Genomic DNA, 22,905 nt, shown 5'->3' on the forward strand with positions numbered 1-22,905 from the left:
GTCTTACCTCCTGCTTCCCAATGCCTGCAATACGGCTTTCAGCAGTTCCTCTACGGTCCGGCACTGGCCAGCCTTGGCTTCAATAGCAGGAAGTACTTCCTGGGAGGAATAGCCCAGGCTGGTCAGCGCCGCCAAGGCGTCCGAGGCGATGCCCTGCGGCATGCTTTCCAGGCCGCCGTCTTCAGCGGCCGCCGCGCCGTCTCCAACTGGGCCGATTTTATCGTGCAGCTCCAGCACGATGCGCTCCGCCGTTTTCTTGCCGATGCCGGGCATCTTCGTCAGTACCTTCATATTCTTCTGATGCACGGCCAGGCGGAACCCGTCGGGACTGGCGGCGCTCAGAATGCCTAAGGCCACCTTCGGCCCTACGCCGTTTACGCTGATCAGCAGCATAAACAAGTCGTATTCATCCTGCGTGGCAAATCCATATAATACGATGGCGTCTTCGCGGACGCTCATATACGTAAACAAGGTGATTTCCCGATTCAGCACCAGTTTGTCCATCGTCGACGCCGGAATGGACACGCGGTAGCCGACGCCGTGGACGTCGACAAAACAGGAATCGCGGAATATATGCGTCACAATCCCCTTGACATACCCAATCATAACTGCACCGTCCTTTTCAAACGCTGCGAATGGCTGGAATAAATGGCATAAATGGCCATTGCCAGCCCGTCGGCCGCATCGTCCGGCTTGATTTTCTCGCGAATGCCCAGCAGGCGCATGGTCATATCGATGACCTGCTCCTTCGTCGCCCGGCCGTAGCCCGTCACGCCCTGCTTTACCTGCAGCGGCGTAAATTCCAGCAAGGGAATGCCGGCCTGCTGCGCCGTCAGGAGAATGATGCCGCGAGCCTGGCCGACGGTAATAGCCGTCGTGACGTTGCGGTTGAAAAACAGCTGTTCTACGCCGATAATATCGGGCTTATACTTAGCGTACAGCTCGTTCAGCCCTTCAAAGATAGTCACGAGGCGTTCGCCGTCGCTGTGGTCCGGCGTCGTTTGAATCGTTCCGTATGTAACCGGTGTAAGACGGCTTCCCTGGGCGTCGACGATGCCGAAGCCGCAGATGGCCGTTCCCGGGTCTATTCCCATGGCCCGCATGAATATCCTTCCTTTCACTACGCAAGCTGTACCGTTTATTATACCATGAATCGGCCTGCCCGTCATAGAGCTGCCGCCGTATTTTCCATGGCATTGCCAAAAAGAGCGCCCTTACGGACGCTCTTTTTATTTCATACTCTTATTCAGCTGTTGTGTTGTTAACAACCTGTTTGCCCTTATAGAAGCCGCAAGTGGGGCATACATGATGGGGCATTACTGCTTCGTGGCACTGCGGGCATTCAACGAAACCCGGCGCTGTCAGCTTCCAGTTTGCACGACGCATTTTCTGACGAGTCTGAGACAATCTGTTCTTTGGTACTGCCATGTTCTGCACCTCCTTAAACCATGGTACGTATTTTAGTGCTTTGATTTTAATAAATCCCCCAAGACGGCGAGTCTCGGGTCGATCCTGTCGGTAGGACAACTACAGGGTCCTTCATTCAGGTTTGCGCCGCACTGCGGGCACAGGCCCTTGCAGTCAGGCTGGCACAACACCTTCATGGGCTCGCTGAGGATCAACGTTTCTCTAATTGTCTCCGTCAAATCGATGTATTCCCCGTTATAAGGCAATACGTCATCAGGAAGCTCTGCTTCCGTACCATAGACTTCAGACAGTGTTGCATTCCGATCCACCGATACCGGCATCAGACAGCGGCTGCATGCATACATGCCGGATGTACGAACTGTTCCTTTGACGACGATGTGCGTGCCATCGGACCAGAACGCGCCTTCCACAGCCACAACATGGTTTTTCCAAGGAAAAGCGTCTACATCACCTAAATCGGCAGCCGGCTTTTGAAAGGAAAAAGGAACTTTCCTTCCTTCCTCCTTTAGTGCTTCTTCGACTTGTAGTTTCATATTTCTACCTCGACTTTACTATTATATCTATCTGTAAATGCTTTGTCAATATATTTTTAGGGAATCGCCGGAAGGCCGGAAAAAGCCGGAATCCCGCCGTTCTGTCAGGGCTGTTTCCGTTCAGGGCCGATAAATTCCCGCAGGAGAGAATTGCTGGGAACGACGGACGCATCCAGTCCCTTGAAGGGGTTCAGGAATTTCAGCAGCCGCTGCGCTTCGGCATAATGGGAGCTTTCCTTGTCAATGGAGCGCAGCAGGGGCTCGGCGTAGGGCTTCAGCACGGACAGCTCGTACGGCAGGGCCGTGTTGAAAATCGTATCAGCGTCTTCCTGATAGGGGTAAATATTCACTTCTTCGCCGCGGCGCACGTCAGCCCATATGTCCATCGTATCCAGAGGGCCGCGGTTGCGGAACTGCTGATCCCGTACCATGCGGCGGATAATCCGCGTGTCGGCCGTCGAAATGCGGTTGTGGTCGTTGATGCGGATCTGCGTCAGTACGCCCAGGGTAATCTTATATTTTTCGTACCGCGGCAGCATGTATGTCAGCGAATCGTTTAGGGCATGGAGCCCTTCGACGACGATGGGCTGCTCCAGCTCCAGATGGACGGGCTTTTCGTCAAAGTAACGCTTGCCGCTTACGAAATCAAAGCGGGACAGGCAGACGTCGCGGCCCTGCTGCAGTTCGTCGATCTGCTGGTTAAACAAGGGGATGTCGATTGCCCGCAGGGATTCGAAATCGTAGCTGCCGTCGGGATTTTTCGGCGTGTCCTCGCGGTTGTAAAAGTAATCGTCCAGCGATATCTTGACGGGCCGCAGCCCTACGACGCGGAGCTGCGTCGTCAATCGCTTGCAGAACGTCGTCTTTCCCGCCGACGACGGGCCGGCGATGAGGATGACCTTGATCTTCGGCCGCTGGCGGACGATGTAATCGGCAATTTCAGCCAGCTTTTTTTCCTGCAGCGCTTCGGCCATATCGACGATATCCTGAATCGTTTCGTCGGCAATATAGCGGTTTAAATCAGAAACGTACTGACAGCGGACGATGCGTCCCCATTCTTCCGCATCTAAAAATAAGCGGGCCATCTTGGGAATTTCCTTATACAGCGGCAGCTCATTGGGATTATCTACCTTCGGCGTTTCCAAGATGACGCCCGGCGCGTAGGAACGCAGATTGAAGCAGGTCAAGTAGCCCATGCTCGGCAGCATAGGCCCCATGTAGTAATCGAAGACCTGGCCGCACTGATAGGTCATGACGTTCTTGAGGCCGACGTGGCGCAGCAGCTCCGCTTCCCGTTCCATGTGGCGGTTGCGGCACATGTCCATAGCTGTTTCCGCGCTGAGGACGACTTGCGTAATAGGCTCGTCTTGGGCGACGATTTCCCGCATACGCCGCTTAATCGATTCGACGTCCCGATAGGTCACAGTATGGCCGATATCCAGCTCGCAGTACAGCGACTTGCGCAGGGCGTGCTTTACAAACACTTTTCCCTGCGGGTATAAATCGCTGACAGCCCGCACGAGCAGCATGATGGCCGTGCGGACGAGGCATTGATTGCCTTCCAGCGTCGCCATGGAAAACCAGGAAATATCCCCGTCTTCCCGCACCTTCGTCTGCAAGCCTACAAATTCATTATTATATAGCGCCGCCGCAATGCGGGGCTCCGCGTCGCCATAATGCTCGGAGCAAAGCTGCAGCAGCGTCGTTCCTTCCTTGAGGGTATATGTCTTGCCGTTTGTCTTGTCATGCAGCGTAATCACAACTGGTCACATCCTTCCGTATAACGCTTGTTCTCTTAATTATATTCGAGAAAACCGACGTTTTTTCCTTTTTTATGCTATAATGAGAACCGTACCGCATTCTATGCAAAGAAGGAAATGGCTATGAAATTATCGTCTATTCCCAAACCGGATATAAAAATACTGGCAGCCGCCGCTGCGGCCGCCGTCTGCATTGGCGCTGCCTGCCTGTCCTATGAAACGATATACAAGGCTACGCCGGAGTATTCATTTTCCCGCATCGTCGCCGCCGCTCAGGCAGGAGACGGCGAAACCCTGTCTCTTTCAGCGGACGAGAGCGCCTTGGCTGGGCAGCTGTTCGACAGCCTGATTCGCCGGCATCAAGGCCAAACGGCGGCGTCCCGCGCCCTGCTTTTGCCCGTGAAAGGCGAGTTCATCCACGCCTGCCAGACCATTCTCGCCGGCGATTCAGATGACGCTCAACCGGAAGCGGCGCGAAAGGTCATTACCGACACGGGAAACAAGGCGGGCTTGCTACTCCCCGCCTCGGGCTGGCGCTATGAATCATCGTCGTGGAGCCGCCAGGACGGCTCGGGCTACGCCCAGCTTACGGCCTCCTTTTATAACGATTCGCTGCAAGCGTCGATTCCCATTACCTTTCAGCTGGAAAAGGTATCGGCCCGCCAGTGGCGCGTCGTCGCCTTTGCCGACCCGGACGCCGTCGTACAGGAATTGCAGCAGGCCTCTGAAGCAGCCTTGGCAGCGGCCAACCGGCCCGTTTCCCAGCGCATCGATTCCCTCGTCCAGATTACAAGCCTCTCCGCTTCCGTCGTTCGCGGCAGCACGGAGCAGGATATATACCTGCGCATCCAATACACGCCGAAGCTGTCCGCACAGGGCAAGGAAACCCTCCGGGAAGCCAAAGGCCGGTACGAGCTGCGCCGCGCCGACTCGACGGTCCTCTTCTCCGCGCCCATACGCATAGCCATCTACGCCGACGGCAAAGCTCATACCAGCCAGTTCCGGCTGAACGCCGCCGTTCCGGCCCAGGCTGAGCTGCTCCGCACGGCGACGCTGGAAGGATTGCAGAGCCGCATTTCCATTACCTCAGTCCAGCTGCAAGACGGCACGCGGCTCGAGCTGAAAGATTCGCTGACAAATTAACAAACGATAAAAAATCCGTATGGAACACGCCGTCCCATACGGATTTTTACGCAGTATGATGAAATAGTTAGCGGCAGACTTCGATGATCTTCGGCTTGGCGTTGATATCGTTCGTCAAGGACCGGTCAAACAGCTTGACGCCGACAACGCCGATAAGAAACCCGACGATACCGCCGACAATCGCAGCCTGCATGGCATCCATGCCTTGGGAAAGGCCAATCCAGTGACCGGCGACGGCTCCGAGGCCGGCGACGATAAGGGGCATGATAAAGCAGACAAAGGCTCCAATGACGATGTTGACTTCTCGCACTTCAAATTTGACGTGCTGCCCCACTTCCGCGCCGATAGGATTCAGCGCCTTGACGACGATGTGTTCCGCGCCGGGACAAGCGCCACAGGCCATGCAGTCCGAATGGCGGCCGACCTTTACTTCGGCAAGGCCGTCTTCTTCAATCGATAAGATCGTACCTTCTTCTATTTTCATGATCATTCACTCCTTCTCATATGTCACGCCTGCATCAGGCAGGCAGTACCATCAACGTATAGTAATTATCGTTTATATTATTATAGCACGGCTTGTCAACTCAATCAATACCATTATGGTGTAGTTTTATATTTTGAATGCATGTCCCGTATATCCAGAAGATATGCGCTACCGCAAAGCTGCCTAAACAGAAAAGTATACTCCCCCAGTCATGCGAGGAGTATACTTTTTTACTATGTGCTGCTTAGGTTACACTACGGTGTCTTATTCTCCTGATCTGCTGCGAAAACCTTAGCTTTCAACCTTCGGCAAATCGAGAGTCGTGCAGATACGGCCTTGGCGCTTGCCGATGGTGTCGATAAATTCTTCAGCCTTCTGCGCGTCCGTTTCAATGCCTGTGGCAACTTTTACGAGGCCTTTCAGGTATTCCCAGTCCGTATACATTCTGGCCATGACGGTCGACGCTTCCTGGTTGCCGCCGCCGTGGAGGGCCATGGCCGTCCAGTTAGAGCCGCGTACCATGTGTTCGATGAAGCGGCTGGCCCGCAGACGATCGAAGGCGTTGTATTTCGGGTTTCCCGGGTTGAAGGCTCTCTGGCACAGTTCGCCGACTTCGGGATTTCTCATATCCAGCTCGGACGGAGCCGTTTCGCCGAAGCCCGCCAGGATGTCGCGGGCGTACCGAACGGCATCGAAGGGAATCTTCGTGCAGGTGTATTTGCACGTATGGGACATGAGCGGGTTGGGAATCCAGAAGCCGCTGGGATGCTGGAATCCTTCTACACCCGAAGCAATGGACAGGCCGTAAACCGTTTCAGCAGTCATTGCCATTTCCGTGAGCTTCGTCCGGATATGACCGGCTTTCTGCACGCCGACCATATCGGCCAACAGACTTGCCGCGCCGCAGAGAGCCGAGCATCCGCCAGCCTTGCAGCCGCCGGCCGTCAATCTGTGGACTGCCGTGAAGTAGCTCAGGAGCCGTCCTACGTACTGCGTTTCGCCGCAGAGGAATACTCTTTCATTCGGGACGAATACGTGGTCGAAGTATACGAGCGCCTGATGGTCGGCATACTGTTTGCCCAAGTCGATGCCTTCGATATCGCCTTCGACTTCGAAGAAGCGTTTATCCTGAGGCGTACGGCCCAAGACAAAGGTCAGTCCCGGCGTATCGGCAGGAACGGCGCAGGCGACGGCAAAATCCTTGTCTTCCGGCTTCATGTTCGTCGTCGGAACGATGACGATTTCATGAGCGAAAAGGATGCCCGTCTGATTGCACTTGAACCCGCTGATGACGATGCCGTCTTCGCGGACTTCGTCGACGTGGACGTAGGAATCGCGGTCGGCCTGTGCATGAGGCGGCGCCGTCCGCAGCCCTTTGACGTCCGTTACCGTAACGGTACAGGTCAAGTCGTTCTGCTGTACGTATTTCAGGAAATTCATGAAGCGTTCAAAATAGTTGGTACCCAAGTCGTGGTCCATGTCGTAGCACGCAGGGCCTAATCCGGCAAATGCTTCCGAGCCGGTGCAGCGGTGCGTACAGCAACCGATGACTTCAGCCAGCGCTCTGGCAGCTCTGGTCTTGCGGTTCGCGTCTTCTGCCGAACGGAGGGGAGCGTTGTAAATACTGACCCGTTCGTCGAGCATATGGGACGGAACAGTAATCAGATCCTGCCAGTCCGGGCGATGCTGCAGTTCGTAAATCTTGGAGATAGCGTTGAAGCTGGCCGCCAAGGGCGGATAGGTCGTAACGTCTTCAATTTTCTCTCCCAGGAACCATACGTTCATCGGTTTTCTGGCGCGAATGCTGTCTTGGAATTGTTGTTTAGTCATTAACATACCAAACCCCTCCTTCGCTGGACTCATATTTCATACACTATCCTATACCTGATGGGTCTTTCACAAATATATATGAAATAAATATGCCAATTATAAAAAAGCTGCAAATGGCGTAAATACGGGCCTTTAAAAACATATCAGCATCCAGTGCGATGTATATTTACATCGCCTGTATGCCGATATCCTTACTGCTTATTGCCAATGCCATGATGGTACCGCTTTCGTCCAACCGATGCGCGTTGACATCACTTCTATGCTATATTGCATCGTTTTTATCCTTTTCATGGGAGCCGACGCCCCATTTTTTCATTTTCCGCACGACCGTCGACTGGTCTATCTCCAGCGCCTTCGCCATGGCCCGCGTCGAGCGATATTCCCGGTACGCCTGCGTCAGCAGCTCCTTTTCCATTTCTTCTACGGCCCGCTTCCACGGCACGAGACGCTGCACCTTGACGGCCGCCCCGGAATCCTCGCCCGTTCCCTTGCCGACAAAATGGCTGGGCGTCAGCTTGTTTTCCGACGGCAGGACGATCATCGTCTCGACGGCGTTTTCCAGCTCGCGGATATTGCCCGGCCAGTCCTGACGCATGAGGAAGCGGTACAGTTCCGGAGAAATCTCCTTTTCCTTGCCGTACTTTTCATTGAAATATTTCAGGAAATAGTTGACCAGGGGGATAATGTCCTCGCGCCGCTCCCGCAGCGGCGGAATATGGATGTGAATGACGTTGAGGCGATAATACAAGTCCTGCCGGAACGTCCCCTGACAGACCATACTCCACAAGTCCTTGTTCGTCGCCGCAATCAGGCGGACGTCTACCTTGACCGGCTTGGCCGCGCCGATGCGCTGCACTTCTTTTTCCTGTATGACACGGAGCAGCTTGACCTGCGCTGCCAGGCTGAGCTCGCCCACCTCGTCCAGGAGCAGGGTTCCCCTGTTGGCCAGCTCGAAAAAGCCGACCTTGCCCTGCCGCCGAGCACCTGTAAAGGCGCCGCTTTCATAGCCGAACAGCTCCGACTCGAACAAGGTGTCGGGGATGGCGCCGCAGTTTATCTTGATAAAAGGCTTGTCCTTTCGCCGGCTCGTGTGATAAATTTCGTTGACGACGACTTCCTTCCCCGTCCCCGACTCGCCCGTAATCAATACGACGGACTCGACGTCGGCGACGACGTGCACCAGATGAAGTATCTTCTTCATGGCCGGGCTGTGGGCCACGATGGGGCCGCCGCTGCCGTTGAACAAGGATATTTCCCGCATATAGCTCTTCGTGTACAGCCGCTGCTCTTCCAGCTTTTTGCGCAGCGTATTGAGAGCCGACATGTCCTGTATGCTGATGACGATAGTTTTGAGGCGGTGCTGCCGGTCGAATATGGGCGCGCCGGTGCACAAGAGCTCCTTCTGCTTGTACGTTCCCGACACGACGATGCGTTTAGGATCTTCGTTCATCTTGCGTATCAGTTCGCCGCAGACGGAATGCTCCCGGTCGAATATTTCCATAGAGCGGCCCAAGACGTCGCGCCGCTTGATGCCAAGGGTCGTTTCCAGCGCCTTATTGACCCGGATGATAACGCCGTTTTTATCAGCCACGACGATGCCGTCGGCGACGACCTCCAAAATGGCGTCGATTTCTTCCAGCACGTCTATCACGTTGTCCAATTCCTGGGCGGAGCACCGTTCTTTCCCCGATATATGGGCGACGATAATGCTGCCCTGCCGCTGCCCAGCCTGGGTCCACGGCAGAAGATGACAGATAATCATGCCCCCCTCTACTGCAACGGCAAAGCGCCCCTGCCCATGTACGATGTCGATTTGCGCCTCCAGCGCGCCGATAAGCTCGTCTTCCGTCACGCCCAATTCCGCCTTGAGCTCGTCAGCCGCTCCGTTGCGGTATACGGCGCGGCCGTCTGTATGGACGATAAAAATCGCACAGTAAATAGAATTCAGTATTGCGTCAAAATCTGCATATCGGCGAAACGCCGCCTCTCCGTTCATGCAGTCCCCCTCCTTTTTCTCCTTATTGTACACTATTTCCCCGTCCTTTGCCTACTCTTTCCGCCTATGCAAAAACCAGCCTCTCCCTCGCGGGGAAAGACTGGCTTATCTTGCGTTTATTATTTTAAGAAGCCCTGGATGATCATTTCTTCCGCTTCTTCTGCCGTAAGGCCTAATGTCATGAGCTTGGTCAGCTGTTCGCCGGCAATCTTGCCGATAGCCGCTTCATGAATCAGGGCTGCATCCGTATCGTTGGCCGTCAGTTCGGGAATCGCCGAAATCTTGGCGTCGTCCATGATGATGGAGTCGCAGGCCGAATGGCCGTGGCACTGGGCGTTGCCGATGACCTTGGCCCGGAAAATCTGGTGGGACGTGCCGCGGGCAACGGCGCGGGATACGACATCCGTGCTGGAATCCTTGCCGTTCAGTTCGACTTCAAACTCCGTTTCGGCAAACTGCGCGCCGTCGGTCATGAGCTTTTCCTTGACGATAAACGTCGCGCTGGCTGCCAAATCCGCCTTCGTGACGCGCTTCGTCGAGTCGACGCCCTTGATCTGCGTCGTTTCCATTTCCATATAGCTGCCTTCTTCCATATGGACGATGGTTTCCGGGTTCATGATCTTCTGGCCCTTGCCGTCCCCGTCGCCGTAGTGCTTTTCTACGTAGCGTACGCGGGCGTTTTTGCCGATATGGAAAGTATGAATGCCGTCGTGCTGCGAGCCGTCGTCGCTGCCGCAGTGGATGCCGCAGCCGGCGACGATGACGACGTCAGCCCCTTCTCCGACGTAAAAATCATTGTATACGACGTCCTTGAGGCCGGCCTGGCTCAGGACGACGGGAATGTGCACAGCTTCGTGCTGCGTTTCCGGCTTAATATACACGTTGATGCCCGGACGGTCCTTCTGCGGTTCGATTTCGATATGAGCCGTTGAAGCGCGGCCGACGCTCTGGCCGTTCGAGCGGATATTATATGCGCCTTCAGGAATGCCATGCAAATCGGCGATGACTTCCAGCAAATGTTCTTGATACTTATCCATCAGTCTTCCTCCTTATAAAACTTGCAGTTTCCTACGACGTCCATCAATTCGGGAAGAACTTCTTCCTTCGTGCCGACCTTGCGGACCGTGCCGTCAGCAATGAGGACGATTTCATCGGCAATGTTGAGAATGCGTTCCTGATGGGAAATGATGAGAATCGACTGCTTCTGATCGTGCATTCTTTCAAATACCTTGATGAGTTTATGGAAGCTCCACAAGTCGATACCTGCTTCCGGTTCGTCAAAAATAGCCAGCTCCGTGTTCTTGCGGGCTACGATCGTAGCGATTTCAATGCGCTTCAATTCGCCGCCCGACAAGGACGCGTCCACTTCGCGGTTGATGTAATTTTCCGCGCAAAGGCCGACTTCGGACAGGTATTGACAGACGACGCATTTGTCGAGCTTCTTATTGCCCGCCGCCAGACAGAGCAGGTCCATGACGGTGATGCCCTTGAAGCGCACAGGCTGCTGAAAGGCGTAGCCGATGCCGTTCTGGGCCCGCTTCGTAATGTCCCAGTCCGTAATGTCCTGGCCGTTGAAGAAAATCTGGCCGCTCGTCGGCTTTTCAATGCCGGCGATTAATTTAGCCAGCGTCGATTTGCCGCCGCCGTTCGGGCCGGTAATGACGACGAATTTCTGTTCGTCGATGACCAGATTGATATCTTTTAAAATTTCCTTTGTATTTTTCGTACCATTTTCGTCGGGAACGGAAAACGATACATGGCGTAATTCTAACATGTATTCTTTCACTCCTTTAATGGTTAGGACTGACTTTCGTCATTCATACAGTAGTATATCATACTAATATGGTGATGTATACATAAAAAAATATAAAATTCCGGATAAAATTGTTTCTCCACCCCGGCAGATAAAAAATAATTCCCTGCAGCTGATTCACTGTACCAACTGCAGGGAATTCCCAGAACAAAGGAGCTTATATGTCAGGATAAAATTACGCTTTCACCATGCGGCGAGACACGCCGAGAATGCGCACGCTGTTCAATACGACGGCCAGCGTCGCTGTATTGTGGATGACTGCGGCCCATAAGGGGCTGATGCGCCCCAGCGCGCCGAGAAGCATAGCCGCTGAATTGACGACAATCGTCGCCGTAAAATTCTGATTGATGACCTTCATGGTCTGCCGGCCAATCTTCAATGCATCATACAATTTTCCCGGATCTTCGGAGCGAATCGTAATAGCTGCCGATTCAGCCGCTATATCCGTCTTGTTGCCGCCCAGGCTGACGCCGATATCGGCAAAGGCCAGTGCCGGCGCGTCGTTGATGCCGTCGCCGACCATCATGACGCTGCCCCGCTTCTGCAGCTTCATGACGTAATTAGCCTTATCTTCCGGCAGTATTTCAGCATGATAAGAATCAATGTCCATTTCGCGGGCCACTTCTGCCGCCACTTCCTTGGAATCGCCAGTCAGCATGATGACTTCGTCTACACCGATGCGGCGCATTTGATTGAGGGTTTTCTTCATAGCCGGGCGAACCGGGTCTTCAATCGTCAGGCAGCCGATATACTGCTTGTCCCGCGCGACAAACAGCAGATTTTTTCCCCATGACTTGTCGCTTTTTTCCGGCATGCCCTGCACGCCTTCTTCCTGCATGAAGCGGCGGCTTCCGACGAGGACGTCGCCGCCGGCAAAGTCTTCAAAGGGAGGCACGGAGGCCCTCATGCCGCGGGCTACAACCGTTTCGGACATATCGTGATGCGGTACGTCCCAGCCGTGAGCCTTGACGTATTTCTGCACCGCTACGGCCAGCGGATGAACGGAGTGCATTTCCGCCGACGCAGCCAGTAAAATCATTTCCTTTTCGCCTACGCCGGGAACCGTAGAAATATGGGCAATCTGCGGTACGCCCATGGTAATCGTGCCGGTCTTATCGAGGACAACCGTATCGATATCGGCCAGATTTTCGATGTAGTTGCCGCCTTTAATGAGAATCCCCTTGCGGGCCGCCATGCCGATGGCCGCAGAAATGGCCGTCGCCGTCGACAGCTTCAGGCCGCAGGAGAAGTCGATGAACAGCAGGTTCAGCACGCGCTGCCAGTCCCTCGTCGCACCATAGACAATAGCCGCGCCGATAAAGGAAATAGGAACGAGCATATTGGCCATCTTATCGGCAAAATTCTGCACTGGCGCGCGGCGGGTCTGCGCCTCTTCGACCAAGTGGATAATCTGGGCCAGCGACGTATCGGCGCCGACCTTTTCGACCTTGACGACGAGGTCTCCGGCCTCGATGACGCTGCCGGCATATACAAAGGTCCCGGGCTGCTTGATAGCCGGATTCGATTCGCCCGTAATGGAGGCCTGATTGACTGCCGCATTCCCGCCGACGACTTTCCCGTCCACACAGATCTTTTCGCCCAGATGGACGGCAATCGTATCGCCTACCTTCAGTGAGTCGACAGGGACCTTTCGTTCCCGGCCATTTTCCACGAGCCATACGTCCCGCTGATCCAGCTTCAAGAGGCCCGAAATCTGGCGGCGCGCCCGTTCGGCAGCATATTCCGTCAGCATTTCCGCTCCATTGGAAAGGGCCAGCAAGGTCAGGCTCGATTCGGGCTTGCCAGCCAGGACGGACGCGGCCACAGCCGTAGCGGTCAGCGTATCGGCATTAGCCTGCTTGTCCCGGATAACGCCCATGACGCCGTTCTGGATAAACCGCCGGGCGATAAATAAGGTAAACAAGCGCCGGAACAGGAGAATGCCGTCGTAAAATTCCGGATTCGTTTTGCGTAAAATATTCATGGCGATAAAGCCGCCGACAGAAATAATGGCTTCGCGCCGGTATGCCGCTACGTCCCATTCTTTTTTATCTTCCTTAGCTTTTCCGTATTTCTGCTCAAAGGAGCGGACCAACATGCGGATAATCCGCAGATCCACCTTCCCCTGGTAGTATATGGTCAGCTTTTGCTCGTCAGACGAGGCGGCAGCCACGCCGGGAATCTGGCGCAGCTTGACGCTCAGGATAGAGCGCATGCGCAGGGGCAGCACGCTGTGAAGCGGCAGGGTACAACACGTATACATCTTATCTCCGCCCCCTCATCAACGACGTAGCCCACCACAGCATCTGCGGTCCCGACGGGCGCTGATTCTGGCCGATCATCTTGCGCATGCCCCGCACGGCCAAAAAGAGAGACAAGAGGGAACGCAAATCAAAGACGTTGGCCGTCTTCTGCGATACGGCAGAATTCAAGAAATTCAGCGTCTCATACAGCACATCCGTATAAGCCGACGCAGCCGTTTTCGTCTGCACAGGCGCCGGCACATACGGCGGAGCCGGAACAGCGGGAAAAATACGTTCCCCTAAATAACGTTCCAACGCATCCAGAGCCCCTTCATTATCCGAGCATACCAGAATACTCCCTGTCGCCGCATTGACTTCCACGCGCCGCGCCGCCGGCAAACTGCCGAGAGCCTGCTGCAGAAGCTCGGCCAGTGGCTGATTCTGCACTAATGCGGCAGCCCGATATCGGCGTCGGCCCCGTGTAGAAGATACACAGGCAAAAGCCGGTATATTCGGTCTGACAGGCGCGGCAGGCATAGCCGGAGCCGCATAGGGAGGATTGGCAGCCTGTTTTCCCATTCCCTTGCCCCTTCCTCCGGCTGGAGAAAATCCGCCGCCGGACACCATGTTATGAATCGCCTTTCCGATAGAAGCTCCCAACATAAATCCGGAAGCATAAGACATAATCAACCTCTCCTTTCCGCATGGTTCATGATATACTGTTCCACCCGGGCCAATTCGGCATTGCTCCGCAGCGCCTGCGGCCTGTACAAAATCAGCACGGAACCGGTAACAATATTGATTTCTACCTTATCAATTTCCCTATAGCTGGCCACATAGGCATATATCTTTCCGGCCAGCTCCGCATTGCCGACCAGCTTGCGGCTGTACAAGCGGATGCGCCCCGGAAGATACGATGAAATGCGCACAGCGCGGATGATAAAATCCCATTTCGATACAGGAAGCACGTGAGTAAGCCGTCCCTTCTTATCAATGATTACCAGTGTAAAAAAGACCGTCACCGCCATGGCGACAGTCTTTTCTATAACGCTTCTTATTTTGCCGCTGCTTCCTGCGCCGCAATCAAGTCTTCCAATTCTTCTTTTTGACGCTGTAATTCAGCCAAAGGCACATCGGCCGTAACCGTCCCGGCTGCCGGCTGCTGCAGGGCCAACAGCTGCTGCTCCCGTTCTGTAAGCAGTTTATACCCAAATACGCCGGCGACGACGCCAATACCTAAGCCAATCCAAAAATCGCTGTTCTGAAACATAGCCAACCTCTCCTTTGAAAAACAGATATTGATATTTATTACAAAGTTATTATATATCAAACGAAGGCCGATGTAAATATTTTTGATAATAATTATTTTATTTAATACTAAAAACAGCAGCCCAGCCCGACCATAAAGGTATGCGACTTCATGGCCGGGCTGGGTTTTGTATATCAACACAGGCTCTCGTCGCGCGGAAGGGGAGGTTGCGCAAAACGCGGGAAACCTGATGTTGGTAAAAGAATATGAAGTTGTCCATAGGCGGCCGACGGCAGATATACTGCGTCAGACTCAGTTATTGCCTTAGAACTTGTACGTTACCTGCAAGCGCGTGTAGTCGCCTAATTCGAAGCTTTCACTGCCGTAGAGGGTATCGCGCTTGCCGATGCCCTTGGCCCCGAAGGTGTAGAAGGCTTCAATGAGGAAATCCTTCGCCGGGACGTAGCCGCCGCCGATGGTAAAGCTCTTGATACCGTCGAGATAGCGGTCCGGCAGGGATTCCGTGCCGTTGCCGCCGAAGAACGAACCGTGTTCGAAATATTTGTAATCGGCGAAGGCGTTCCAGCTGCCCGGCACATCCGTATCGGCATGGCCGACGTCGATGCGTGCGACCCAGAAGCGCGGCGTGCCGCCGTTGGCCCGTCCGGCAATGTCGAAGTCCGACGTGCCGGATTCGTGCCGGTATATCGTATGGCCGTTCATGAAGCGGCCGAAATCGGTGCGGTTCTGACCCCATTCATAGGAGAAGCGGATCTTGTCGTTCAGGCGGTACGTCGCGCCGACGCCGACGACGTTAGCCAGCTCGTCGAAAGACGCCACGTCGTTATGGTCGCCGTTGGCGTAGGCGATGGAGTGCGTATCGTCGTTGAGAGAGCGCAGATACCAGGCCTGTACGCCGAAGTTATCACCAAACTGGTGCTTGACCTGGGCAAAGGCCGCCCGTTCGATAGACGGGATCTGGTCTTGCACGAGGACGGTACCTGTAACTTTTACTACTCCGCCTACAGCACCAGCAAGAGTTTCCTGCAGCGGCAGCGAGCTTCCATTTTCTGGATTCCATCCCGTATTTATGCTGGTAATAAATGTTCGGGCAAGCACTCCGATCTTGCTATGGGTAGAATACCCCGTCTCCACAGCTGCACCGTCTATACCAGTGTTACGGTCTAACCGCTGCAATGCGTTATCCGGATTCCATAATGATTGACCCGCCATTTCTTTAGCCTTTTCTGCTGCAGTATCATCCTTACCCCAAATGATCAATTCTCCATCCTGCACATCTTCTACAGCGATGGCCTGTGTATAAAAGCGATACTGATTGGCTTTATCTAAGCTGGCACGGCCTAATTCTTGCAATACGATATTTCCAGTATACTTGCCATATCCTAAAAACTCAGAAGTGACTGTATACCTTCCTGGCGTCAAAATATTCGTATGAGAGTTGTTAATCTGTGTAGTTTTTCCATTATCAACGGTTACTTCAAATTGATTTTTACTGTCCTCCCATACGGCTTCTGTCTTATCTGTAACAGCCTGCATGTCCTTTAAATCATCTGCAGTTAATTGTACCCCATCAGAATTAGCAAAAGTGCTCGAGGTATTGATAAGATTATAAAATTGCCGGCTATTTCCTTGACTATCCGTTACGGTTACTAATTCCCATGCATAGGTATTTACAGGCCCGATTCCTTGAGTTAAAGAGCGATCAATGTAACCCGCAATCTCCTCATACATATCTGGGTTCTTTTCTTGAATAACCTGCAAATATTGGGAAATAATCTCTCCTTGTTCTTCGGGAGACGATGCGTTGGCTAACTTTTGATACAGCCCTTCATATACAACATTGCCACTATCGTCTGTAACTGTCATTGAGCCATCTGTATACTGACTACCAAATTGTCCCGAATAGCCTAGCCATTCTGCTTTAGTCGGCGCACGGAAAAAGGTCTGTATCGTCGCATGAGTATAGGCAGAATCGGTAATGCCCGTACTAGAACTGAAATCGCCGTAACCGATCCGCACCTGGGTCTTATCGTTCGTCCATACGGCTCGGACCCCGTCGTATTCCTTACCGAACCAGTAGCCCGTAACGCCCAGGGGCTCGGTCAGGCGGCCGACGGAGAAGTCCCATTTCTTAGCGTGCTGGGTCACGTCGACAGTTTCCAAGCGCTGATGGTTCAGCCCTTTAGAATCGGAAATATCGTACTGCGTATCGACACCGCTCATGCCGGAGGCGCTGCCGAGGACGGTGACGTTCGTATTTTCGCCGATGCGGGCGTCCAGTCCTAAGCGCAGGCGCTGTTCAAAGCCGTGTCCAGCCTTTTCTAATATATTCTTTTCAGCTGTCCCAACGCTGGATGTCGCCGCAACACGAGCTTCCGGCTTATTTTGGCCTGTAAAGGAATTCCAACGGGCGCGGTAATCGCCGATGATTTCGACGCCTTCGGTTTTATCGACATCGAAGGGCCGCTGGATGAACCAATCCGTCTGGAGCTTGATTTTCTTTTCTTCCGGCGCGACTTCGGCCTCGCCGACAGCTTTATCCAGTTCTTTTGACATCGTATGGGCGTCGGGGCCGAATTTGAAGTTGGCCCCGACCTTATAGACCCGTTCCATCAGAGCCCGGTCGTCGTCGCGGTGGTTAAACAGGTTGTCGATGCCGAAGTAGACCGACGAATCCTTAGACAGTTCTTTTTGAATCAGCAGGTTCCACAGCCCAAAGGTCTTTTTCTGATAGGATATCTTGTCGCTATCTTCAAAAAAGTAATGCGTCCCATTGCTGTCGCTTTGCATATAATTGCCGTTTCCTGCAATAGAATTGCTGTCCAGCATGTTGATATAATAATTTCCCCACAGAGACGCGCGCCAACCCTTGTTTTCATAGGTCAGGCCGATATCAACCTTGTGCTGCGGCTTGTCGAGAAGCTGCCGCGGCATGTCGGGATCGCTCTTGTTTATGGCATGAAGATAAGTATACCCCAAATGAGCCGACCAATGATCATTAAACTGATGATTTAGCTCTGCTTCTACGCCGGTAATCTCAGCTTTCCCAATATTTTTAAAGCTATATATCATATCGGGCGGCTGCAGCCATTTAAATGTCGAATCGCCGGGATGAAAATCCATGAGCGCTCCCGTGAAGTACGTCGTCATATAATCCGTAATCTTATTATGGAAGACATTAAACCGCGTTGCCGTTTTTCCGCTTTCCAATTCAAAGCCTATATCCATATTGACAGATTTTTCCGGCTTCAAATCAGGATTTCCTACCCAATAATATCCGAGGCGTCCGACTTCAGAGCCGATCCCCTCTACCGTACCGGCCGGCGTGCCGCCATACATCTCCCAATTATAATATAGCTCGCCTAATCCAGGGGCAGTATATCCTGTGCCGATGTTAGCTTTAAAGCGTCGGGACGTTTTTCCGCCTACATTATGCGTCAACCCAATATTGAAGGTGACTTCCGAACCGAATAAATCGCTATGATCTAAACGGACAATCGGTGACAATATAGTCCGATCATTTACCTGCCATGTATCTTGAAGAAAGAAGTACTGTTTTTTTAACTCAGCCTGACCTACTTCTACAGTATTATTGCGTTTATTATATTCCTCCATAAACTTCTTTCCATTTAACGTTAAAGGAAATGCAGTGCCATATAAAGAAGGATTATAATAAGCCATAATTAGTACTTGGTATAGTCATAATCGGCAAACGCACTATTCTCTTGCTTTAATTGGCTGGCAAACTGATTTATTTTTTCTAAATCATCGCCCGTCGCTGTATATAATCCAGTTGGATTGGTTCCATTATTCGTAAGACGATTGTAGTCCTCCTGCGTCAATGCCGGAGCTGTACTGCTTCCATAATATTCGTAATTTTTATCCCAATACGGATATCCGTTTTCATCAAAGGACATTTTATACGCGTGAACGTTAGACGCCCCTTCATTGGTATAAACCAGATTCCCTTCTTCGTCTATCGTTGTCATATTTTGGAGATTTTTATCATAATTCCATGGATCAATAGAGCGCAAATAAGACTGGGGAGCATTTTTTATGCGGCTGCCTTCTGCCGTTTCCTGGGAAAAACCAAAACCATAGGAGAGCAAATGGTCGTCATTGATTTGCGTGTTGGCCGACGCGTCAACATTCCACTGCTTATGTTCCAAGTCATCGATAGATTCCAGTGTATTTTTCCCCTCGTAAGAAGAGGCTCCGGAAAAAGAAGATAAGGATATATCGTCTTCTGTCAATTTTGAATAATTATAGCTAATATTCCAATCTGTGCTGCCGCCATTATTCCCGCGGTATGTCAAGCTTGTTTTATCGCGGGTCACATCGCGTTTAAATTGCTGCTGCGGTCCCGATTCAGAATACCAAACATATCGTTCTAAATCTTCTGTTGTTCGATCTATATTGATATCAATGGCATTACGGTCATTGATATCATATGTCCCAATAAAGCCGATATTTTTAATATCGCCATAATACCGCAAGGAATTACGCATAAATCTTCCGGTTCCATCCGTATCTTCCAACGTTGCCGTTTCATATACAGGCATAATATCCCGCTTACTGCCATATACAGCGGCACGGAACTTTCCTACTTGCCCGGAATCGGCACGAAGAAATACGTTCTGATACGGAAACAGATCGCTGTCGCCTTTGGCGCGGCGACCTTCCACATTGAATTGAAATCCAGCTTCTTTTTGCGGCCGTTTTGTTACGACATTAATAACGCCGCCAATCGCATCGGAACCGTATTTTGCCGACGCTGCCCCCTTGATGATCTCGATGCGTTCGACGTTTTCCGTACCAAGGCGCTGCAGTTCGTCGCCCTGGCCGCTGTATTTCGACACGTCGCCCATGACGGGCTGGCCGTCGATGAGGATGAGCGTATGGCGCGGCTCGGCCCCGCGGATCGACACGCCGACGCGGCCCATAGCGTCTACCGTGCGGGTCACGCCCGTTTCATTGAAAATAATCTCCTCGACAGATTTAGCCTGTTTCTTTTCGATGTCTTCGGCCGTGATAATCGTCGTCTGCTGCGACTCGTACTTGGCTTCTTCTTTCGCCCGGTCGGCCTCAACGACGACATCCTTTATAGTGACATCGCTGCTCCCTCCCCCGGTGGTTTCTGCGGCGAAAGCCGGCAAGGACAGCCACGTCGTAATAGCGCAGGCCAGCAAGGCGTAGCGTTTTTTGTGTCTCATCTGCATTCTCCCCTTCCTGTAACTATAAGGTATTTCATATAGATATAATAAATGATTTCGAAAATCCTTTTCTATAATACCATGTAAAAAAATACATTTTCCACTCCTATCCGACACAAAAACAGCCCAAATAGCCAATAACAAATAATGAGAATTTATAAAAAGATATGCCGTCCCATATCCCAGGAAAAATAAAACGGCTGCAAAAAAATAGAGAGCACCGCACGATGCTCTCCGTCTTACTTATCATTCGTTTATTTTGTCATCAAATCCGTCAGATACTGCCGGAAGGGCTCGCCCAAATCGGGACGGCGCAGGGCGTACTCAACCGTCGCCTTTAAAAAGCCCAGCTTATCGCCTACGTCGTAGCGTTTGCCTTTAAAGCAGTAGGCGTATACGGCTTCGCGCGACGCCATAGTCTGAATCGCGTCGGTCAGCTGGATTTCGCCGCCTTTGCCCGGTTCGGTGCGGGCCAGCACTTCAAAGACGTCGGGCGTAATGATGTAACGGCCCAGGACGGCCGTACGGCTCGGCGCTTCTTCGACAGACGGCTTTTCAATCATATTCGTAACCCGCAGGACATTCTTTCCTTCGACGGGAACGCCGGCTACGATTCCATAGGACGATACTTTCTCCAAGGGCACTTCCTGGCAGCCCAAAATCGTCGCGCCTAAGTCGTTATAAATGTCAATCATCTGGCGCAGAGCCGGGTTCGTTTCATTGTATACGACGTCGTCGCCGAGAAGGACGGCAAAGGGTTCGTCGTCGATAAAGGACCGGGCGCACAAGATAGCGTCGCCTAAGCCGCGCATGTGCTTCTGCCGGATGTAGTGGATGTTGATTTCCGAAATACTGCGGACCATCTTCAGCAGCGACTCCTGCCCGTGGCTTTCCAAATGCATTTCCAGGCCCGGATTCGTATCGAAATGGTCCTCGATGGCCCGCTTGGCGTGACCGCTGATGATCAGGATTTCTTCGATACCGCTCTGCAGGGCTTCCTCTACAATATATTGAATCGTCGGCTTATCGACGATAGGCAGCATTTCCTTCGGCGTAGCCTTCGTCGCCGGCAAAAAACGGGTGCCGAAGCCGGCAGCCGGTATGACGGCCTTGCGAATTTTCTTCATAGCAGATCCTCCTTATTCAAACCAGCGGGACAAATCGAATTCTTCGCCGATCTGTTCCTTGATATATCCCTGCGCTAAATACAAGCCTAAAAGCGACAAGGTGGAAATGCGCAGCATCGTGCTGTCCCAAATGTCGCCCAAATCGGCCAGTACCGGCGAAATATCTTCCATGATATCCAAGGCTTCTTCGCCGCCGAAGCCGGCAGGCCGTTTTTTCGCCAGCCGCAGCAGCTGCGACTGCATGGCCCTGTCGGAAATACCGGCCAGGCGGAAGAACCGCGTCGCCATGCTTTCGTCGATCATAGCCAGCTTCACCAGGGGCGAATTGAAGGAACGGACGATATATTCCGCCGGCATGGGCGTTCCCTTCAGCACCTTGCGCAGTTCCTCTTCCGTAAAGCCGCGGTAGCGGAACAAGAGCGGATACGAATCAGCCAGGATTTCAGCAAAGTGCGTTTCCTTGCCTTCAAAGGCCGTGCAGTGGAGATAATCGAGCTGCTGGTAATAGGGCCGTTCCGTCGGGAATCCGTCGAGGAAGGGCAGTACGTACTTGTCGATGTACTGGCCGAAGGTTTCGGCGTCGACGTTGTGGGAATTGCGCGAATACAGGAACAGCAGCAGGACAGACAGTATCTTATAGTGGTTATCCGACAAGTAGGGCATGATTTTCAGCGCGTCGACGGCAACGAGATGGCGCGTCGAAACGGGCGAGCCCTGCACGATATCGGCAAAGGCCTGCAATGCCATCGCCGCGACGTAATCCTTCGGATGGGCCACGTAGGCCTTTTGCACGTTCTGCAGCGCTTCCTGGGCCAGCAGCGACGACAGGGCTTTCTTTCGTTCGCCGTCGGAGCGACAGCCGATGCGGCGGAAGGCCGCCGCCGTAATCGAAGCGGCCTGCGCTTTCATATCCTCGGTCACCATGCCGAATTGACGCAGGAAATGAGCCGTGCACTGGGACATAAAGGGCGAATCAGCTTCGGGAGCCGCTTCCCAAATAGACGGCCGGCCGGCCATTGGCGCAGCCTTCGCCGCCGAGCGGGACAGGTCGTTGCCCCAGGGGCTCTTCTGCTGCTTCGTCTCGTTGCCGGCGTCACTATGCGTATGCTGCCGTACCGGCGGCATGACGGCCGTTTCATCGCTTGCAGGGGCCGCGCCGGTCTGACGCATAGCATCGGACAAGCGGCCTGCGTCGAACATAACTGTTTCGTCTGCCGCAGCAGCCGTTTCTTCCTGCTTTCTGCGCAGCTCGGCCGGACTGATGACCTGCGTTTCGTCGGAGACGCTTTTGGCGGCAGCCTTGGCCGTTTCAGCCATGACTTCCTGCACGATGCGGCGTCCCGGCCGCGCCGCGGCTTCGCCCTGCGATTTCGCCTCTAAATCGGCGGCTACGACGGCGGCCATATCGGCCAAGGCGGCGCGGGGAGCCTCTTCGTCTTCCCGTTCTCCCTCAGACCGTTCAGCGGCTTTGGCGCTCCGCAATGTTTCAGCCATGTCTTTCTTCTTGGCTTCTTCTTCCTTCGCCTTGTGAGCCGCAGCTTCTTCTTTATCGATTTTATCCATGGCTTCTAATATTTCTTCGCGCGACAATACCTGTGTCGCATCGAGATGTTCCTGTTTCTTAGCCGGACGATGCGGTTCTTCGTATACGATTTTTCCGTCGCGGCGTACGGCTTCTCCCTTCGTCGTCACGAAGGCCGTTTCGTCGGGATTTTCCTGACGCTCCCGCACGGTTACGTTAGAAATGCGAGGAATGGGCGCCGTATCTTCCCTGGCGGGCTGCTGCGGCTGCGCCGAGCGTCTTTTTTCCGCCTCGTCATACCCGAGGGACGACTTGCCCTGGCCAGGCCGTTCGGACACGGCGCGGCTGTGGCGGTTCTTTCCTTTTTTCTCTTCCTTTTCCGAGCTGCCGCCGGAAAATAAAATATAGCATACTACAAAAAAGACAACTGCAATGCCAGCTACAATAGCATATGGTAACAAATTTGCCATATCAACCTCTCCTCTATCTTGCTCTATCAAATATCTTTCCCTATTGTATCATACTGCATCTATTTTAGCACTA

At 53.1% G+C, this 22,905-nt stretch carries 19 protein-coding genes; 1 reads left to right on the plus strand and 18 read right to left on the minus strand.

Annotation, left to right across the window (positions count from 1 at the left end; translation table 11 throughout):
- Positions 1–3: 3 nt before the first annotated feature.
- The 5 genes from ruvA to CJ260_RS05655 all read right to left on the minus strand — a co-directional run bounded on the left by ruvA (position 4) and on the right by CJ260_RS05655 (position 3,721).
- Complete coding sequence (gene ruvA, locus CJ260_RS05635; protein WP_087478042.1) at positions 4–606, minus strand: Holliday junction branch migration protein RuvA; 603 nt, start codon at positions 604–606, stop codon at positions 4–6.
- Entirely contained in the window at positions 603–1,103 is a 501-nt protein-coding gene (gene ruvC, locus CJ260_RS05640) for a crossover junction endodeoxyribonuclease RuvC (protein WP_087478041.1), read from the minus strand. Before ruvC ends, ruvA begins: the two co-directional genes overlap by 4 nt.
- A 139-nt stretch (positions 1,104–1,242) precedes the next feature.
- On the minus strand, positions 1,243–1,428 hold the full coding sequence (rpmF, locus tag CJ260_RS05645; protein ID WP_087478040.1) for a 50S ribosomal protein L32: 186 nt from the start codon (positions 1,426–1,428) through the stop codon (positions 1,243–1,245).
- A gap of 32 nt (positions 1,429–1,460) precedes the next feature.
- On the minus strand, positions 1,461–1,961 hold the full coding sequence (locus CJ260_RS05650) for a DUF177 domain-containing protein (protein ID WP_087478039.1): 501 nt from the start codon (positions 1,959–1,961) through the stop codon (positions 1,461–1,463).
- Between the two features lie 104 nt (positions 1,962–2,065).
- Positions 2,066–3,721 (minus strand): nucleoside kinase, encoded by a 1,656-nt coding sequence (locus tag CJ260_RS05655; protein ID WP_095629508.1) that lies wholly within the window; start codon positions 3,719–3,721, stop codon positions 2,066–2,068.
- Between the two features lie 123 nt (positions 3,722–3,844).
- Here CJ260_RS05655 and CJ260_RS05660 point away from each other — a divergent pair, with 123 nt between their 5' ends.
- On the plus strand, positions 3,845–4,864 hold the full coding sequence (locus tag CJ260_RS05660) for a hypothetical protein (protein WP_095629509.1): 1,020 nt from the start codon (positions 3,845–3,847) through the stop codon (positions 4,862–4,864).
- Between the two features lie 67 nt (positions 4,865–4,931).
- Here CJ260_RS05660 and CJ260_RS05665 read toward each other — a convergent pair whose 3' ends face one another.
- The 13 genes from CJ260_RS05665 to CJ260_RS05725 all read right to left on the minus strand — a co-directional run bounded on the left by CJ260_RS05665 (position 4,932) and on the right by CJ260_RS05725 (position 22,832).
- The gene (locus CJ260_RS05665; protein ID WP_087478036.1) at positions 4,932–5,348 is read right to left on the minus strand and encodes a SoxR reducing system RseC family protein; all 417 of its coding nucleotides are present in this window, start codon (positions 5,346–5,348) and stop codon (positions 4,932–4,934) included.
- A 291-nt stretch (positions 5,349–5,639) separates the two neighbouring features.
- Positions 5,640–7,184: a 4-hydroxyphenylacetate 3-hydroxylase N-terminal domain-containing protein gene (locus tag CJ260_RS05670; protein ID WP_158099962.1), complete on the minus strand. Its 1,545-nt coding sequence runs from the start codon at positions 7,182–7,184 to the stop codon at positions 5,640–5,642.
- 256 nt (positions 7,185–7,440) lie between these two features.
- Positions 7,441–9,174: a sigma 54-interacting transcriptional regulator gene (locus CJ260_RS05675; RefSeq protein WP_095629510.1), complete on the minus strand. Its 1,734-nt coding sequence runs from the start codon at positions 9,172–9,174 to the stop codon at positions 7,441–7,443.
- Positions 9,175–9,293: 119 nt separating this feature from the next.
- Positions 9,294–10,211, minus strand: coding sequence for a SufD family Fe-S cluster assembly protein (locus CJ260_RS05680; protein WP_095629511.1), 918 nt, complete (start codon positions 10,209–10,211; stop codon positions 9,294–9,296).
- On the minus strand, positions 10,211–10,948 hold the full coding sequence (locus CJ260_RS05685; RefSeq protein ID WP_087478026.1) for an ABC transporter ATP-binding protein: 738 nt from the start codon (positions 10,946–10,948) through the stop codon (positions 10,211–10,213). Before CJ260_RS05685 ends, CJ260_RS05680 begins: the two co-directional genes overlap by 1 nt.
- Positions 10,949–11,162: 214 nt before the next feature.
- Entirely contained in the window at positions 11,163–13,250 is a 2,088-nt protein-coding gene (locus CJ260_RS05690; RefSeq protein WP_095629512.1) for a cation-translocating P-type ATPase, read from the minus strand.
- A 1-nt stretch (position 13,251) separates the two neighbouring features.
- On the minus strand, positions 13,252–13,914 hold the full coding sequence (locus tag CJ260_RS05695; protein ID WP_095629513.1) for an HMA2 domain-containing protein: 663 nt from the start codon (positions 13,912–13,914) through the stop codon (positions 13,252–13,254).
- Between the two features lie 2 nt (positions 13,915–13,916).
- Positions 13,917–14,258 carry an HMA2 domain-containing protein gene (locus tag CJ260_RS05700; RefSeq protein ID WP_087478023.1) on the minus strand — a complete coding sequence of 114 codons (342 nt, stop codon included), beginning with the start codon at positions 14,256–14,258 and terminating at the stop codon, positions 13,917–13,919.
- A 26-nt stretch (positions 14,259–14,284) separates the two neighbouring features.
- Positions 14,285–14,500 (minus strand): 50S ribosomal protein L9, encoded by a 216-nt coding sequence (locus CJ260_RS05705; RefSeq protein ID WP_087478022.1) that lies wholly within the window; start codon positions 14,498–14,500, stop codon positions 14,285–14,287.
- Between the two features lie 303 nt (positions 14,501–14,803).
- Entirely contained in the window at positions 14,804–18,181 is a 3,378-nt protein-coding gene (locus tag CJ260_RS05710; protein WP_095629514.1) for a TonB-dependent siderophore receptor, read from the minus strand.
- Between the two features lie 2 nt (positions 18,182–18,183).
- Positions 18,184–19,713, minus strand: coding sequence for a TonB-dependent siderophore receptor (locus CJ260_RS05715; RefSeq protein ID WP_095629552.1), 1,530 nt, complete (start codon positions 19,711–19,713; stop codon positions 18,184–18,186).
- Between the two features lie 254 nt (positions 19,714–19,967).
- A complete protein-coding gene (galU, locus tag CJ260_RS05720) occupies positions 19,968–20,840 on the minus strand; it encodes a UTP--glucose-1-phosphate uridylyltransferase GalU (RefSeq protein WP_095629515.1) in 873 nt (290 codons plus the stop codon).
- Between the two features lie 12 nt (positions 20,841–20,852).
- Positions 20,853–22,832 carry an LPO_1073/Vpar_1526 family protein gene (locus CJ260_RS05725; RefSeq protein WP_095629516.1) on the minus strand — a complete coding sequence of 660 codons (1,980 nt, stop codon included), beginning with the start codon at positions 22,830–22,832 and terminating at the stop codon, positions 20,853–20,855.
- Positions 22,833–22,905 lie beyond the last annotated feature (73 nt).

The sequence above is a fragment of the Megasphaera sp. ASD88 genome, assembly GCF_002287425.1.
Taxonomy (GTDB): Bacteria; Bacillota; Negativicutes; order Veillonellales; family Megasphaeraceae; genus Megasphaera; species Megasphaera stantonii.

Excerpts from the sequence above, each read along its gene's own strand:
- CJ260_RS05680 (WP_095629511.1), bottom strand. The coding sequence starts at position 10,211 with ATGGATAAGTATCAAGAACATTTGCTGGAAGTCATCGCCGATTTGCAT.
- CJ260_RS05660 (WP_095629509.1), top strand. The coding sequence starts at position 3,845 with ATGAAATTATCGTCTATTCCCAAACCGGATATAAAAATACTGGCAGCC.
- CJ260_RS05705 (WP_087478022.1), bottom strand. The coding sequence starts at position 14,500 with ATGTTTCAGAACAGCGATTTTTGGATTGGCTTAGGTATTGGCGTCGTC.
- CJ260_RS05685 (WP_087478026.1), bottom strand. The coding sequence starts at position 10,948 with ATGTTAGAATTACGCCATGTATCGTTTTCCGTTCCCGACGAAAATGGT.
- CJ260_RS05650 (WP_087478039.1), bottom strand. The coding sequence starts at position 1,961 with ATGAAACTACAAGTCGAAGAAGCACTAAAGGAGGAAGGAAGGAAAGTT.
- CJ260_RS05715 (WP_095629552.1), bottom strand. The coding sequence starts at position 19,713 with ATGAGACACAAAAAACGCTACGCCTTGCTGGCCTGCGCTATTACGACG.
- CJ260_RS05725 (WP_095629516.1), bottom strand. The coding sequence starts at position 22,832 with ATGGCAAATTTGTTACCATATGCTATTGTAGCTGGCATTGCAGTTGTC.
- ruvA (WP_087478042.1), bottom strand. The coding sequence starts at position 606 with ATGATTGGGTATGTCAAGGGGATTGTGACGCATATATTCCGCGATTCC.
- galU (WP_095629515.1), bottom strand. The coding sequence starts at position 20,840 with ATGAAGAAAATTCGCAAGGCCGTCATACCGGCTGCCGGCTTCGGCACC.
- CJ260_RS05690 (WP_095629512.1), bottom strand. The coding sequence starts at position 13,250 with ATGTATACGTGTTGTACCCTGCCGCTTCACAGCGTGCTGCCCCTGCGC.
- CJ260_RS05670 (WP_158099962.1), bottom strand. The coding sequence starts at position 7,184 with ATGTTAATGACTAAACAACAATTCCAAGACAGCATTCGCGCCAGAAAA.
- rpmF (WP_087478040.1), bottom strand. The coding sequence starts at position 1,428 with ATGGCAGTACCAAAGAACAGATTGTCTCAGACTCGTCAGAAAATGCGT.
- CJ260_RS05710 (WP_095629514.1), bottom strand. The coding sequence starts at position 18,181 with ATGGCTTATTATAATCCTTCTTTATATGGCACTGCATTTCCTTTAACG.
- ruvC (WP_087478041.1), bottom strand. The coding sequence starts at position 1,103 with ATGCGGGCCATGGGAATAGACCCGGGAACGGCCATCTGCGGCTTCGGC.
- CJ260_RS05665 (WP_087478036.1), bottom strand. The coding sequence starts at position 5,348 with ATGAAAATAGAAGAAGGTACGATCTTATCGATTGAAGAAGACGGCCTT.
- CJ260_RS05695 (WP_095629513.1), bottom strand. The coding sequence starts at position 13,914 with ATGTCTTATGCTTCCGGATTTATGTTGGGAGCTTCTATCGGAAAGGCG.
- CJ260_RS05700 (WP_087478023.1), bottom strand. The coding sequence starts at position 14,258 with ATGGCGGTGACGGTCTTTTTTACACTGGTAATCATTGATAAGAAGGGA.
- CJ260_RS05675 (WP_095629510.1), bottom strand. The coding sequence starts at position 9,174 with ATGAACGGAGAGGCGGCGTTTCGCCGATATGCAGATTTTGACGCAATA.